A 14,629-nucleotide genomic window follows, 5' to 3' on the forward strand; every position below is an offset into this window, starting at 1 on the left:
AATGACCATGCAGCGCGAAGAATCGCCGACCACCGATGGCGCGGTCATCAACAATTACACCATCAATTTCGGCCCCCAGCATCCGGCGGCGCATGGCGTGCTGCGGATGGTGATGGAGCTGGATGGTGAGGTGATCGAACGGATCGACCCGCACGTCGGCCTGCTCCACCGCGGCACCGAAAAGCTGATCGAACACAAGACGTATTTGCAGGCGCTGCCCTATTTCGACCGGCTCGATTACGTTTCGCCGCTGTGTCAGGAACATTCCTATGTGCTGGCGATTGAAAAGCTGCTCAATCTCGAAGTGCCGATCAGGGCGCAATATCTGCGGGTGCTGTTTGCGGAATTGACGCGCATTTCCAATCACATGCTCAACATGGGCGCGCACATCCTCGATGTTGGCGCGTTCACGCCGAACCTGTGGATCATGGATCTGCGCGAAGATTGCATGAACTTCTTTGAACGCGCCAGCGGCGCGCGGATGCACTCGGCGTGGTTCCGTCCCGGCGGCGTGCATCAGGACGTGCCGGAAAAGCTGCTGGTCGATATCGGCGACTGGCTCGACAACCGTTTCTTCCAGCTGTTCGAAGACGCGATGAGCCTCGTGATCGACAACCGCATTTTCAAACAGCGCAATGTCGATATTGCGGTTGTGGGCCGCGATGATGCGATTGCGTGGGGCTTTTCCGGCCCGATGATCCGCGCCGCTGGCATCCCGTGGGATCTGCGCAAGAGCCAGCCCTATGACGTCTATGACCGCATGGAATTCGACATTCCGGTGGGCACAAATTCGGACTGCTATGATCGCTTCATGGTGCGCGTGAAGGAAGTTTACGAAAGCGCCAAAATCATCCGCCAGTGCTTGCGCGAGATACCGACTGGCCCGATTGCCAGCAGCGACAGCAAGGTCGTGCCGCCGAAGCGCGGCGAAATGAAGCAGTCGATGGAAGCGCTGATCCACCACTTCAAACTCTACACCGAAGGCTTCCACGTGCCTGCTGGCGAAGTTTACGTGGCGACCGAAAGCCCCAAGGGCGAATTCGGCGTCTATCTCGTCAGCGACGGCACCAACAAGCCCTACCGCTGCAAGATCCGCCCCACGGCCTTCTCGCACCTTCAGGCAATGGACTTCATGTGCAAAGGCCACATGCTGCCCGACGCGACCGCCATCCTGGGCGCGATCGACGTGGTGTTCGGGGAGTGTGACCGGTGATCGAGATGAGCCGCTTCGACTTCGCGCTCCTGTCGCTTGCGATCCTGATCTTGGGGGTCTCGATTGGATTGTTGATAGCGGGCCACAATCAATTCATGTCTGTAATGCTTGGGTCGCTCGTTTTGTCGACGTGGTTCGAACTGCGAGGAAACAAGCGCCGCCGCGAGAACTCAAATGGCTGACCGTACCCCCGCACCCGATACCCCCGAACTGCGCTCCCGTTGGAGCGCGTTCGCATGGACCCCGGAGAACAAGACAACCGCCGATTGGCACATCGCCAAGTATCCCGAGGGGCGTCAGCGCTCGGCGGTGATGCCGCTGCTCGATCTCGCCCAGCGGCAGGTCGGCGCCGAGACCGATACGCAGGGCTGGCTGCCGCTTCCGGTGATCGAATATGTGGCGCAATATCTCGGGATGCCGGTGATCCGCGTGCTCGAGGTCGCCAGCTTCTACTTCATGTATAACCTGAAGCCCGTCGGCAAATTCCACGTGCAGGTGTGCGGTACTACGCCCTGCATGCTGCGCGGGAGCGACGACATCATCGCCGCCTGCAAAAAGCGCGGCATGAAGAAGGGCGAGGTTTCGGCAGATGGGCTGTGGACCCTCACCGAAGTCGAATGCATGGGCAATTGCGCCACCGCGCCGATGGTGCAGATCAACGATGACAATTACGAGGATCTGACGCTGGAACGCCTCGACGCGGTGCTCGATGCGCTCGCAGCGGGTGAGCAACCCAAAGCGGGCACGCAGGAGCCGGGGCGGCATACCTCGGAACCCTCGGGCGGGCCGACTACCTTGCAGGACATGGTCAACGCCAACCACGATTATCGGGGGGAGTGGTGATGCGTTCCGGCCATCCCATTCTCGTCATCCCAGCGAAAGCTGGGACCCAGGGCGACACGCACTGTGCTTTGTTGCCTGAGGCCCCAGCTTTCGCTGGGGTGACGGGAGAGGTTGCAAAGTGACCGAAGCCGTCTCCATACTTGGCGCGCTGATCCTCGCCTTCATCGCCTACAAGGTGCTGATGGGTCTGGTGCGCGTGGGGGTGATCATCCTCATCCTCGCGGTGCTGGCAGGGCTGTGGCAGCAGGGAGTGATCGGATGAATTCGCTCACGCTCGCCTTTGTCGTCCTCGGGCTGACCGGCTTTGCGCTGGGTGCGGTGTTGAGCGCGACCGGCAAGATGGAAATGGGCGTGATCCTGATGGGTCTCGGACTTGCCTTCCAAGTGATTTCGCTGGTGCGGCTGAAACGCGCCAAAACTCAAGGGAAGCAGTGATGCTTGGCGATAAGGATCGCATCTTTACCAACGTTTACGGCTTTCAGGATTGGGGCCTGAAGGCAGCGCAGGCGCGCGGCGATTGGGACGACACCAAGGCGCTGCTCGCACGCGGGCCGGACGCGATCATCGAGGAAATGAAGGCTTCGGGCCTGCGCGGACGCGGAGGGGCGGGTTTTCCCACGGGGCTCAAGTGGTCCTTCATGCCCAAGGAATCGCGCGACGGTCGCCCCAGCTTCCTCGTCATCAACGCCGACGAATCCGAACCGGGTAGCTGCAAGGACCGCGAAATCCTGCGCCACGATCCGCACAAGCTGGTCGAAGGCGCGCTGGTCGCAGGCTTCGCGATGCGGGCGCGGGCGGCCTATATCTACGTGCGGGGTGAGTATATCCGTGAGGCCGAGACGCTCCAGAAGGCGATTCACGAAGCCTATGACGCGGGGCTGATCGGCAAGAACGCCTGCGGTTCGGGCTACGACTTCGACGTGTTCATGCACCGCGGCGCGGGCGCCTATATCTGCGGCGAAGAAACCGCGATGATCGAAAGCCTCGAAGGCAAAAAGGGCCAGCCGCGCCTCAAGCCTCCGTTCCCGGCGGGCGCGGGGCTCTATGGCTGCCCGACAACGGTCAACAACGTCGAAAGCATCGCGGTCGCGCCGACGATCCTGCGGCGCGGGGCCTCGTGGTTCAGCTCCTTCGGGCGCGAGAACAACAAGGGCACCAAATTGTTCCAGATTTCCGGCCACGTGGAAAAGCCCTGCGTCGTCGAGGAAGCGATGAGCATCCCCTTCGAGGAGCTGATCGAAAAGCACTGCGGCGGCATTCGCGGCGGGTGGGACAATCTGCTGGCGGTGATCCCCGGCGGCTCGTCCGTGCCGCTCGTCCCCGCCGCGCAAATCCGCCACGCGCCGATGGACTTTGACGGGCTGAAGGAACTGGGCTCGGGCCTCGGCACGGCAGCGGTGATCGTCATGGACAAGTCCACCGACATCGTCCGCGCGATCAGCCGCCTCAGCTATTTCTACAAGCACGAAAGCTGCGGCCAGTGCACCCCCTGCCGCGAAGGCACAGGCTGGATGTGGCGGATGATGGAACGCCTGCGCACCGGCGATGCTGCGATCGAGGAAATCGACATGCTGCACGAAGTCACCAAGCAGGTCGAAGGCCACACGATCTGCGCGCTGGGCGATGCGGCGGCGTGGCCGATCCAGGGGCTGATCCGGCATTTCCGGCCGGAACTTGAGCGACGGATCAACGAACATAACGCGCAGTTTGCGGAAGCGGCGGAGTGACTGAGCCGCTCATCTATAAAGACCACGAGTTTAAGGTCGGTCCTCGCAAGGGGATCACTGAGCGTCGCGTGCCCTACCGCTACACCGATGGGTTCTTTCGGGTTTATGACCCGAACAGCAACCTGAAGTTCAACATAGATGCAAACGCCACCAAGGTGTCGACGCTTGCGGAAGTCGCGCACTACCTTCGCCAAGGTTACGGATTGCGTATGACAGGTCCGCATACGCCATCGCCTAGCCTCTGCTCCGCCAACAACATCGTGGTAGAAGACTGATGCCTAAAGTCACCGTAGATGGTCAGGAAATCGAAGTCCCCGCGGGCGCGACTGTTTTGCAGGCGTGCGAGTTGGCGGGCAAGGAAATCCCGCGTTTCTGCTATCACGAACGGCTCAGCATCGCGGGCAATTGCCGCATGTGTCTGGTCGAGGTGAAGCCTGGCCCGCCCAAGCCGCAAGCTAGCTGCGCGCTGCCCGCTGCCGAGGGTCAGGAAATCCGCACCGATAGCCCGATGGTCAAGAAGGCCCGCGAAGGGGTGATGGAGTTCCTGCTCATCAACCACCCGCTCGATTGCCCGATCTGTGATCAGGGCGGCGAGTGCGATCTTCAGGATCAGGCGGTCGCCTATGGCCGCGGCGGTTCGCGTTATGCCCGCGAAAACAAGCGCGCCGTGACCGAGAAATACATGGGTCCGCTGATCAAGACGATCATGACCCGCTGCATCCACTGCACCCGCTGCGTGCGCTTTTCCGAGGAAATCGCCGGCGTGGACGAAATCGGCGCGCTGTATCGCGGCGAAGATATGCAGATCACCACCTATCTCGAACAGGCGGCGGCGCATGAGCTGAGCGCCAATGTCATCGACCTGTGTCCGGTCGGCGCGCTGACCTCGCGGCCTTACGCCTTTGAGGCGCGGCCGTGGGAGCTGAAGAAGACACTCAGCATTGATGTGTCGGACGCGGTGGGGGCGAACATCACGCTCCATTCCAAGGGACGCGAAGTCATGCGCGCGCTGCCACGCGTCAATGACGACGTGAACGAGGAGTGGTTGAGCGACAAGGGCCGCTATCAGGTCGACGGGCTGACCAAGCGGCGGCTCGACCGGGTTTGGGTGCGCCGGGATGGCCGGTTACAGCCTGCTGAGTGGAGCGAAGCCTTCGGCATGATCGCGGGCGCTCTGGAAGGCGACAAAGCCAGCATTGCGGCGGTGGCGGGCGATATGCTCGATGCCGAGACGATGTTTGCGGCGAAGGCGCTGGTCAATGCCTGCGGTTCGCAGCTGATCGAAGCGCGCCAGACCGGCATGACTTATGATGTGTCAAATCTCGCGGCGGTGAACTTCAATTCGACCTTCGCGGGCATCGAGACGGCTGATGCGATCCTGATCATCGGCAGCCATGTCCGCTGGGAAGCGGCGCTGCTCAATGTCCGGCTGCGCAAGGCGGTGAAGGCGGGGGCGAAGGTCTTTGTGGTCGGGCCGGAATGGGAAACGACCTATCCGGCGACCTTGCTCGGTAGCGACCTGAAACTGCTCAACCGCGTGCCCAAGGAACTGGGTGACGTCATGAAGGCGGCCAAGCGCCCGGCGGTGATCCTCGGCGCGGCGGCGCTGGCCAAGGGCGCGCTGCCTGCTGCGCTGAAGCTGGTCGACAAGTTCGGGCTGGTGAAAGACGATTGGAACGGGTTCAACGTGCTGCACATTTCGGCGGCGCGGATGGCTTCGCTGATGCTTGATTTCACAGTTCCGGGCGGCATGGGCGACATCGCCGCTGCCGCGCCCAAAGTGCTGCTCAGCCTCGGCGCGGACGAGATGGATTACGGCGCGTTCGCGGGGAGCCTCAAGGTCTATATCGGCCACCACGGCGATAAGGGCGCGCATCACGCCGACATCATCCTGCCCGGTGCATCCTATGCCGAGAAGGACGGGACTTACGTCAACACCGAAGGCCGGGTGCAGTTCGCCGAAAAGGCCGTGTTCGCCCCCGGCGATGCGCGCGAGGACTGGACGATTTTGCGCGCGCTCGCCGATGCGCTAGGCGTCACGGTCGGCTTCGACAGCTTTGCCGAGCTTCAGGCGAAGATGATTGCCGCCGTGCCTGCTCTTGGCGAAGAAGGCCTCGCCGATTACGGCGCGCTGCCCAAGGCGGACAGCGGCGCGAAGTCCGAGGGCGAGATCACCGGCTATCCGGTCAAGGATTTCTACCTCACCAACCCTATCGCCCGCGCGAGCGAAGTGATGCAGCGCTGTTCGGATGAATTGCTGCACGGGGCCGATGTGAAGGAGGCTGCGGAATGAGCCATTTTCTGCCTCCGACCAATTTCGTCATTGCGAGCGAAGCGAAGCAATCCATGGCCCTATCCACGGCGTCGCAGAGCAACGGCCCATGGGTTGCCGCGTCGTCTGCGGCTCCTCGCAATGACGAGGGAGTGAATCGATGACCGCTTTCTTCCAATCCCTCGGCCTCTCCTACGAATGGGCCTGGACCGTCGCGACCTTTGCGGGGATCCTGATCATCTCGCTGCTCGTAATGTTCAGCGTCGCCATGGTGATCTATGTCGACCGCAAGGTGTTGGGCGCGATCATGATGCGGCGTGGGCCGAATGTGGTCGGGCCGTTCGGCTTGCTGCAGAGCTTCGCGGATGGGCTCAAGGTCTTCCTGCAGGAAACCATCATCCCATCAGCCGCTAACAAGGGCATCTTCCTGCTCGCGCCGATTATCACCTTTACCGTCGCGCTGGCGGCGTGGGCGGTGATCCCGTTCGATGCGGGCGTGGTGCTGGCGGATATCAACGTGGGTCTGCTCTACATCCTCGCGATCTCTTCGATGGGGGTTTACGGCGTGGTGATGAGCGGGTGGGCGTCGAACTCCAAATACCCGTTCTTCTCGGCGATGCGCGCTTCGGCGCAGATGATCTCCTACGAAGTCTCGATCGGCTTCGTGCTGGTGTGCGTGGTGCTGTTTGCTGGCACCTTCAACCTGTCGGGCATCGTCAATGCGCAGCAAGGCTTCGGCCTCGGCGTGATCAACGCCTATGCGGTGCATCCGCTGTTGTTCCCGATGTGGGTGGTGTTCTTCATCTCGGCGCTGGCCGAAACCGCACGCGCGCCGTTTGACCTGACCGAGGCGGAGAGCGAGCTGGTTGCGGGCTACCAGACCGAATATTCCTCGATGAGCTTCGCGCTGTTCTGGCTCGGCGAGTATGCCAACATCCTGCTGATGTGCTCGCTAAACACACTGCTGTTCTGGGGCGGATGGCTGCCGCCGATTGACTGGGCGCCGCTCTACATGGTGCCGGGGATCATCTGGTTCCTGCTCAAGACCTTCGTGTTCTTCTTCATGTTCAGCTGGATCTGGGCCACCGTGCCGCGCTACCGTTATGACCAACTGATGCGCCTCGGGTGGAAGGTGTTCCTGCCGATGAGCCTGCTGTTTGTCGCTGCCACTTCCGGTTATCTCATGGCCATTGGGCATTTTTCATGACCACCGTCTCCCACCTCATCAAATCGTTCACCCTCTGGGAATTCCTCAAAGCGCACGCGCTGACCTTGAAGTATTTCTTCAAGCCCAAGGTGACGATCAACTACCCGTTTGAAAAAGCCCCGCTCTCGCCCCGCTTCCGTGGCGAACACGCGCTGCGGCGCTATCCCAATGGCGAGGAACGTTGCATCGCGTGCAAGCTGTGCGAGGCTGTGTGCCCTGCGCAGGCGATCACCATCGACAGCGAACCGCGCGAAGACGGCAGCCGCCGCACCACGCGTTATGACATCGACATGACCAAGTGCATCTATTGCGGTTTCTGTCAGGAAGCCTGCCCGGTCGACGCCATCGTCGAAGGGCCGAATTTCGAATACGCCACCGAAACCCGCGAGGAGCTGTTGTATGACAAGGCCAAATTGCTCAGCAATGGTGACAAGTGGGAACGGGCCATCGCGGCCAACCTTGAAGCCGACGCACCCTACCGCTAGGGCGCGCCGCAGAGAGTTGTAGGATCAATATTTCGTCATCCCGGCACCAATGAATTCGGGGCCGGGATCTAGCTTGGACTAAGGGATCACATTGCCGCTTTCTGGACTTCGGCCTTGGCCGGGGTAACGGACCGGCGGAGACACGACATGATACAGGCCATCGCCTTCTATTTCTTCGCGACCATCGTGGTCGGCGCCGCTGTGATGGTTATCATGGCGAAGAACCCCGTGCATTCGGTGCTGTGGCTGATCCTGACCTTCTTCAACGCCGCCGGGCTTATGGTGATGGTGGGCGCAGAGTTCATCGCGATGCTGCTGGTGATCGTTTACGTCGGCGCGGTCGCGGTATTGTTCCTGTTTGTGGTGATGATGCTCGACATTGATTTTGCCGCGATGCGCGCAGGCTTTATCCGCAATGTCCCGTTGGGGCTGGCGATTGCAGCGGTGCTGCTGGCCGAATTGCTGCTGGCGGTGGGCGCATACAATGCAGGCGGAATATCGCTCGGCGTGCCCGATGGCAGCGCGATGCAGGCGGCTGATGTCAGCAATATCGAGGCGCTCGGCGCGCTGCTTTATGGTCGGTATATCCTGTTGTTCGAAATCGCCGGGATCATCCTGCTGGTGGCGATGATCGGGGCGATTGTGCTGACCCTCCAGCCGCCGAAGCTCGGTGCGCGTGCGCGGCAGGACGTGGGCAAGCAGATCCGCCGCCGTCCCGAAGATGCAACCGTCATGAAGAACCCGGAGATCGGGCAAGGGGTTGAACTATGATGAGTGCAGGTGGGATTGGTATCGAACACTACCTTACCGTGGGCGCGATTTTGTTCGTGCTTGGGGTGTTGGGGATTTTCCTCAACCGCAAGAATGTGATCGTGATCCTGATGGCGATCGAGCTGATCCTGCTCGCCGTGAACATCAATCTGGTCGCCTTCAGCGCGTTTATGCAGGATCTGGTGGGGCAGGTTTTCGCGATGCTGGTGTTGACCGTGGCGGCGGCCGAAGCCGCCATCGGCCTTGCGATCCTGGTGATTTATTTCCGCGGACGCGGCTCAATTGCGGTTGATGATATCAACCGGATGAAGGGGTAAGCGACCAGTGCAGACCCAGATCCTCCTCATCGTGTTTGCGCCGCTGCTGGCGGCTGTGATTGCCGGTCTGGGCAACCGCATGATCGGCAATCTTGCGGCCAAGTCGATCACCACCGGCGCGCTGGTCCTGTCAGCTATCCTGAGCTGGCCGATCTTCCTCGGCTTTATCGCCGGGACTGAAACCGCCGAAGTGGTGCAGGTGTTGAAGTGGGTCGAAAGCGGCTCGCTCTCCTTCGATTGGGCCTTGCGGGTCGATACGCTGACGGCGGTCATGCTGGTCGTGATCAACACGGTTTCGGCAATCGTGCATATCTATTCGTGGGGGTATATGGAGGAAGACCCGGATCAGCCGCGGTTCTTCGCCTACCTTTCGCTGTTCACCTTTGCGATGCTGATGCTGGTGACGGCTGATAATCTGGTGCAGATGTTCTTCGGTTGGGAAGGGGTTGGGCTGGCGTCCTATCTGCTGATCGGGTTCTGGTTCAAAAAGCCCAGCGCCGGGGCCGCCGCGATCAAGGCGTTTGTGGTCAACCGGGTCGGCGATCTGGGCTTCATGCTCGGCATTTTCGGCACCTATCTGGTGTTCCAGACCACTTCGATCCCCGAAATTCTGGCCGAGGCGCCGGCGATGAGCGGATCGACCATCACCTTTGTCGGGATGCGCCTCTATACGATGGACATCCTGTGCATCCTCCTGTTCATCGGCGCGATGGGAAAGAGCGCGCAGTTGGGCCTGCACACTTGGCTGCCCGATGCGATGGAGGGGCCGACGCCGGTTTCCGCGCTGATCCACGCCGCGACAATGGTGACGGCGGGTGTGTTCATGGTCTGCCGTCTGTCGCCAATGTTCGAAACCGCTCCGACCGCGCTGATGGTCGTCACGGTAATCGGTGCTGCCACCTGCTTCTTTGCCGCTACCATCGGCACCACGCAGTGGGACATCAAGCGGGTGATCGCCTATTCAACCTGTTCGCAGCTCGGCTATATGTTCTTTGCTGCCGGGGTGGGCGCATACGGGGCGGCGATGTTCCACCTGTTCACCCACGCTTTCTTCAAGGCGCTGCTGTTCCTTGGCGCGGGCAGTGTGATCCACGCGATGCATCACGAACAGGACATGCGCTATTACGGCGGGCTGAGGAAACGCATTCCGTTCACCTTCTACGCGATGCTGGCGGGCACCTTGGCGATCACCGGGCTGGGCGTTTACCACCTTGGCGTCGGCTTTGCCGGGTTCTGGTCGAAGGACGCCGTGCTCGAAGTAGCCTTTGCGCGCGGTACGCAGATTTCAGTGATGTCGTTCTGGCTGGGCGTTGGTGCTGCCTTGCTGACCAGCTTCTACAGCTGGCGGCTGATGTTCCTGACCTTCTGGGGCAAGCCGCGCTGGATCGAGAGCGAGCATATCCAGCATTCCGTCCACAAGACCCCGGAACAGGCGGGAGAAGATACCACAGGCGGCTATCACCCGCATGAAAGCCCGGTGTCGATGCTGGTGCCGCTCGGCCTGCTGGCTGTTGGCGCGGTTGCGGCAGGGCAGGTGTTTGCGCCGAGCTTCCTCGATAATGCGGCATTCTGGGCCGGGTCGATCTTTTATAACGAGCCGTTAATTCATGCCATGCACGCTGTGCCCTATTGGGTAAAGTATTCGGCGCTGGTCGTGATGCTGCTCGGCTTTGCGGGTGCGTATCTCGCCTATATCGCCAAGCCTGATATCCCGGCCAAGTTCGTCGCGACTTTCGGCGGCTTGCACAACTTCGTCTACCACAAGTGGTATTTTGACGAGTTGTATGATCGGATTTTTGTGAAACCCGCTTTCTGGCTCGGTCGCCAATTCTGGAAGCTCGGCGATATTGGCACGATCGACCGGTTTGGCCCCAATGGCATCGCCTGGGTTGTTGATCGCAGCGCGGTGGCCGCCAAGTCGATCCAGTCGGGCTACCTCTACACCTACGCGTTGATCATGCTGCTCGGGCTGGTCGCCGCTATCACTTACGTTCTGCTGTAGGAGCTCGCTTCGTCATGGAAGGCCTACCCATCCTGTCGTTGATGATGCTCGTGCCGCTGGCGGGCGCGATGGCGTGTCTGTTTGCGGGCGCTGCTGCCGCGCGGTGGATTGCACTGGGGACGACACTCGTCACCTTTGTTCTCGGCGTGGTGCTGTGGTCGAATTTCCAGATCGGGGGCGCGCAATGGCAGTTCACTGAACGGGCTGAACTGTTCGCGGGCTTTACATGGGCGTTGGGGATCGACGGCATTGCGCTGATGTTGATCATGCTCAGCGTGTTCCTGATGCCGATCTGCATTCTGGCGAGCTGGGATGCCGTGCAAAAGCGCGTCGGCGAATACATGGCGGCCTTCCTGTTCATGGAAGTGCTGATGATCGGCACGTTTTCGGCGCAGGATCTGTTCCTGTTCTATATCTTCTTCGAGGCAGGCCTGATCCCGATGTATCTGATCATCGGGGTTTGGGGCGGGGACAACCGCATTTACGCCAGTTACAAGTTCTTCCTCTACACCCTGCTCGGATCGGTGCTGATGCTGATTGCGATGTTCTGGATGGTGGCAGAGGCTGGCACCTCCGACATCCCGACATTGATGCAATACTCCTTCCCGCCAGGCGCGCAGACGTGGCTGTGGTTGGCATTCTTCGCCAGTTTCGCGGTTAAGGTTCCGATGTGGCCGTTCCACACCTGGCTGCCCGATGCCCACGTGCAGGCGCCCACGGCAGGGTCGGTGATCTTGGCGGGCGTGCTGCTCAAGCTGGGCGGTTATGGCTTTGTCCGTTTCAGCCTGCCGATGTTCCCTGAGGCCTCGGCGCAATTTGCGTGGCTGGTGTTTGTCCTGTCGATGATCGCAGTGGTCTACACCTCGCTGGTCGCACTGGTGCAGTCAGACATGAAGAAGCTGATCGCCTATTCATCGGTCGCGCATATGGCGATTGTGACCGTGGGCCTGTTCGCCTTCAACGTGCAGGGGCTGGAAGGCGCGATGATCGTGATGCTGTCGCACGGGCTTGTTTCGGCCGCGCTGTTCCTGTGCGTGGGTGTGATCTACGACCGGCTGCACACGCGTGAGATTGCGCGTTACGGCGGGCTGGCGATCAATATGCCTTATTATGCGCTGTTCTTCCTGCTGTTCACGATGGCGAGCATCGGCCTTCCGGGAACCAGCGGATTTGTGGGAGAGTTCCTCGCCTTGGCGGGCATTTATCAGACGTCCAGCCTTGTGGCGCTGGTGGCGACGACCGGGATCATTCTGGGCGCGGCCTATATGCTCTATCTCTATCGCCGGGTCGCATTTGGCGGGCAGGTGCATGAAGACGCGGCCGCGATGCGCGACATTTCGGCGCGTGAATGGTTGATGATGGCCCCGATTGCCGCTTCCGTGCTGTGGATGGGGGTTTACCCTGAAAGTTTCCTTGCCCCGATGCGCGCTGACATTGCCGTGCTTGATGCGCGGCTTGCGGCAGCGGCTCCGGCTAGCGATGCCGCTTTGACCGCAGGTGCTCCCCGCGCCGAAGCCGCCAATGCGCTTTCGCATAAAAACGGCGCCAATCATTCGAGCGCCGAGGAGGGCGCGCACTGATGGATTTCGCTCACTCCTTCGCGCTGATCGCGCCAGAATTGCTGCTGACCGCGGCGGGCCTCGCGCTGTTGCTGGTTGGTGCTTGGGGTGGTGACAAGTCCGCAAGGCTTGTCGCCATTGCCGCCGCAGCCGCCTTGTTCGGTGCGGGTTTCATGCTGGTGCCGGGGCTGCATTTCGGGGTGGACGGCCCGGCCACGCTGGCGTTTGGCGGGCTAATCAAGGTCGATAGCTTCGCGCTGTTTGCCAAGGCGTTGATCTATCTTGCTGCGATTGGCGCGCTGATGGTCGCGCCAGCGTTTTTCAACAGTGCGGCGGCGGGCACAGAGCGCGGGATGCGCGCCGAATATCCGGTGCTGATGCTATTCGCCGCTGTCGGCATGAGCATCATGGTTTCGGCCAATGATTTCATGACGCTCTACCTCGGGCTCGAACTCAACAGCTTGTCGGCCTATGTGCTGGCCGCAATCCTGCGGCGCGACACGCGTTCGGGCGAGGCGGGGCTGAAGTATTTCGTGCTCGGCGCGCTGGCATCGGGCATCCTGCTTTACGGGATGAGTCTGCTTTACGGCTTCACCGGCGGCACCGCGTTCACCGCCGTGCGCGCGGGTCTGACCGGAGAAATGGGCATTGGCGCGCTGTTCGGTGTGATCTTCGTTCTGTCGGGCCTCGCATTCAAGATTTCGGCGGTGCCGTTCCACATGTGGACGCCCGACGTTTACGAAGGCGCGCCGACCCCCGTCACCGCGTTCTTCGCTACCGCTCCCAAGGTGGCTGCCGTGGCGCTCACCGCGCGGGTGGTGTTTGAAGTGTTCGGCGCGCAAGTCGATGCGTGGCAGCAGATCGTGATGTTCACCGCGCTCGCCTCCATCATCTTCGGCGCGCTTGGGGCGATCGGGCAGGAGAATTTGAAGCGCCTGCTGGCCTATTCGTCGATCAACAATGTCGGATTCATCCTGCTGGGTCTTGCGGTCGCGAACGAGACCGGGGTGAGCGCCATGCTGGTCTATCTGTTCATCTATGTCGCGATGAGCCTTGGCAGTTTTGTTGCTCTGCTGATGCTGCGCGGTGAAGATGGCGCGCTGTTTGAAACCTTCGCCGATATCCGGGGCCTCTCGGTCACGCGACCTGCGATTGCCTGGGCGTTGCTGCTGTTCATGTTCAGCCTCGCGGGCATTCCGCCGCTGCTCGGTTTCTACGGCAAGTTCGTGGTGTTTCAGGCTACTATCGAAGCCGGGTTGGTCGCCTTTGGCGCCATCGCCATTGCGGCGAGCGTGATCGGGGCGTTCTACTACATCAAGTTCGTCAAGGTGATGTTCTTCGATGCACCGGCGGGCGTGGTCACAGGCAAGAGCGGCGCTGCGCACTGGGTGCTGCTAGGGCTGACGGCGGCGATTGTTTCACCGCTAGGCTATCTGCTGACCCCGTCGCTGACCGATCTGGCAGACAAGGCCGCAGCCTCGCTGTTCCTTGCGGTTTGACGGTTTCGCCTGACATTCGACTGGTCGAAGAAACCGGCTCGACCAATGCTGACCTCGTCGCGGCCATCCGCAGCGCAGAAGGATGGCCAGAAGGGCATTGGCTGGTTGCGCACCGCCAGACTGCTGGGCGCGGGCGGCAGGGACGCGAATGGTTTGATGGCACGGGCAATTTCATGGGCTCAACCGTGGTTGCTCTGCGCACAGACGATCCACCTCCGGCCTCGCTCAGCTTCGTTGCAGCCATCAGTGTCTTCCAAGCCTGTCGAATTGTTAAAGACAGCGCCGCTGGGCTGGCGCTCAAGTGGCCCAATGACGTGCTGCTGAACCACGGCAAATTATCGGGCATTCTGCTGGAGATGGTGCGCGGGCAGGTGGTGGTCGGCGTTGGCGTCAACCTTGCTCGCGCGCCGCAATTGCCCGACCGCAAGGTGGTAGCGCTCGCCGACGTCAGCGATCCTGTGCCAATCGCGGTTTTCGCCGAAACGCTGGCCGGGCAGTTTGCCCGCAACCTTGCCTATTGGCGTGATGCTGGCATTGGCCCTACACTCGAAGTATTTCTGGGGCTGTCAATCCACACCCGGGGTTCGTCCGTAACCGTCCACGATAGCGATGGGTCGCAGCTCTCCGGCAACTTCGCGGGGTTGGACGAAAGCGATGGTGCTTTGCGGCTACGCTTGGCGGATGGCAGCGAACGTGTCATTCGCGCCGGGGATATCGTCTGAAATGATGACTGG

At 61.1% G+C, this 14,629-nt stretch carries 16 protein-coding genes; all 16 read left to right on the forward strand.

What is annotated here, in order from left to right; translation table 11 throughout:
* Position 1: 1 nt before the first annotated feature.
* The 16 genes from ABIE62_RS06175 (at position 2) to ABIE62_RS06250 (ending at position 14,617) form a co-directional block, all read left to right on the forward strand.
* Positions 2 to 1,213: an NADH-quinone oxidoreductase subunit D gene (locus tag ABIE62_RS06175; RefSeq protein WP_354324443.1), complete on the forward strand. Its 1,212-nt coding sequence runs from the start codon at positions 2 to 4 to the stop codon at positions 1,211 to 1,213.
* A complete protein-coding gene (locus ABIE62_RS06180) occupies positions 1,210 to 1,395 on the forward strand; it encodes a hypothetical protein (protein ID WP_354324444.1) in 186 nt (61 codons plus the stop codon). Before ABIE62_RS06175 ends, ABIE62_RS06180 begins: the two co-directional genes overlap by 4 nt.
* Positions 1,388 to 2,056, forward strand: coding sequence for an NADH-quinone oxidoreductase subunit NuoE (gene nuoE / locus ABIE62_RS06185; RefSeq protein ID WP_354324445.1), 669 nt, complete (start codon positions 1,388 to 1,390; stop codon positions 2,054 to 2,056). The genes ABIE62_RS06180 and nuoE overlap by 8 nt, the downstream gene beginning before the upstream one ends.
* A gap of 118 nt (positions 2,057 to 2,174) precedes the next feature.
* Positions 2,175 to 2,318: a hypothetical protein gene (locus tag ABIE62_RS06190; RefSeq protein WP_354324446.1), complete on the forward strand. Its 144-nt coding sequence runs from the start codon at positions 2,175 to 2,177 to the stop codon at positions 2,316 to 2,318.
* Positions 2,315 to 2,491, forward strand: coding sequence for a hypothetical protein (locus ABIE62_RS06195; RefSeq protein WP_354324447.1), 177 nt, complete (start codon positions 2,315 to 2,317; stop codon positions 2,489 to 2,491). The genes ABIE62_RS06190 and ABIE62_RS06195 overlap by 4 nt, the downstream gene beginning before the upstream one ends.
* Positions 2,491 to 3,783, forward strand: a complete 1,293-nt coding sequence (gene nuoF, locus ABIE62_RS06200) for an NADH-quinone oxidoreductase subunit NuoF (RefSeq protein WP_354324448.1) — start codon at positions 2,491 to 2,493, stop codon at positions 3,781 to 3,783. Before ABIE62_RS06195 ends, nuoF begins: the two co-directional genes overlap by 1 nt.
* The gene (locus ABIE62_RS06205) at positions 3,780 to 4,058 is read left to right on the forward strand and encodes a hypothetical protein (RefSeq protein ID WP_354324449.1); all 279 of its coding nucleotides are present in this window, start codon (positions 3,780 to 3,782) and stop codon (positions 4,056 to 4,058) included. The genes nuoF and ABIE62_RS06205 overlap by 4 nt, the downstream gene beginning before the upstream one ends.
* Complete coding sequence (gene nuoG, locus ABIE62_RS06210) at positions 4,058 to 6,076, forward strand: NADH-quinone oxidoreductase subunit NuoG (protein ID WP_354324450.1); 2,019 nt, start codon at positions 4,058 to 4,060, stop codon at positions 6,074 to 6,076. Before ABIE62_RS06205 ends, nuoG begins: the two co-directional genes overlap by 1 nt.
* A gap of 139 nt (positions 6,077 to 6,215) precedes the next feature.
* Complete coding sequence (gene nuoH, locus ABIE62_RS06215) at positions 6,216 to 7,262, forward strand: NADH-quinone oxidoreductase subunit NuoH (RefSeq protein ID WP_354324451.1); 1,047 nt, start codon at positions 6,216 to 6,218, stop codon at positions 7,260 to 7,262.
* Positions 7,259 to 7,747 carry an NADH-quinone oxidoreductase subunit NuoI gene (gene nuoI / locus ABIE62_RS06220; protein ID WP_354324452.1) on the forward strand — a complete coding sequence of 163 codons (489 nt, stop codon included), beginning with the start codon at positions 7,259 to 7,261 and terminating at the stop codon, positions 7,745 to 7,747. The genes nuoH and nuoI overlap by 4 nt, the downstream gene beginning before the upstream one ends.
* A gap of 147 nt (positions 7,748 to 7,894) precedes the next feature.
* Positions 7,895 to 8,518 carry an NADH-quinone oxidoreductase subunit J gene (locus ABIE62_RS06225; protein ID WP_354324453.1) on the forward strand — a complete coding sequence of 208 codons (624 nt, stop codon included), beginning with the start codon at positions 7,895 to 7,897 and terminating at the stop codon, positions 8,516 to 8,518.
* On the forward strand, positions 8,518 to 8,835 hold the full coding sequence (gene nuoK / locus ABIE62_RS06230) for an NADH-quinone oxidoreductase subunit NuoK (protein ID WP_354324532.1): 318 nt from the start codon (positions 8,518 to 8,520) through the stop codon (positions 8,833 to 8,835). The genes ABIE62_RS06225 and nuoK overlap by 1 nt, the downstream gene beginning before the upstream one ends.
* Positions 8,836 to 8,842: 7 nt before the next feature.
* Positions 8,843 to 10,837 (forward strand): NADH-quinone oxidoreductase subunit L, encoded by a 1,995-nt coding sequence (gene nuoL / locus ABIE62_RS06235; protein WP_354324454.1) that lies wholly within the window; start codon positions 8,843 to 8,845, stop codon positions 10,835 to 10,837.
* A gap of 14 nt (positions 10,838 to 10,851) precedes the next feature.
* A complete protein-coding gene (locus ABIE62_RS06240) occupies positions 10,852 to 12,417 on the forward strand; it encodes an NADH-quinone oxidoreductase subunit M (protein WP_354324455.1) in 1,566 nt (521 codons plus the stop codon).
* Positions 12,417 to 13,895, forward strand: a complete 1,479-nt coding sequence (nuoN, locus tag ABIE62_RS06245) for an NADH-quinone oxidoreductase subunit NuoN (protein ID WP_354324456.1) — start codon at positions 12,417 to 12,419, stop codon at positions 13,893 to 13,895. Before ABIE62_RS06240 ends, nuoN begins: the two co-directional genes overlap by 1 nt.
* Positions 13,892 to 14,617, forward strand: coding sequence for a biotin--[acetyl-CoA-carboxylase] ligase (locus tag ABIE62_RS06250; RefSeq protein WP_354324457.1), 726 nt, complete (start codon positions 13,892 to 13,894; stop codon positions 14,615 to 14,617). Before nuoN ends, ABIE62_RS06250 begins: the two co-directional genes overlap by 4 nt.
* The last annotated feature ends 12 nt before the right edge of the window (positions 14,618 to 14,629 follow it).

Source organism: Porphyrobacter sp. MBR-155 (genome assembly GCF_040547625.1).
Lineage (GTDB): Bacteria > Pseudomonadota > Alphaproteobacteria > Sphingomonadales > Sphingomonadaceae > Erythrobacter.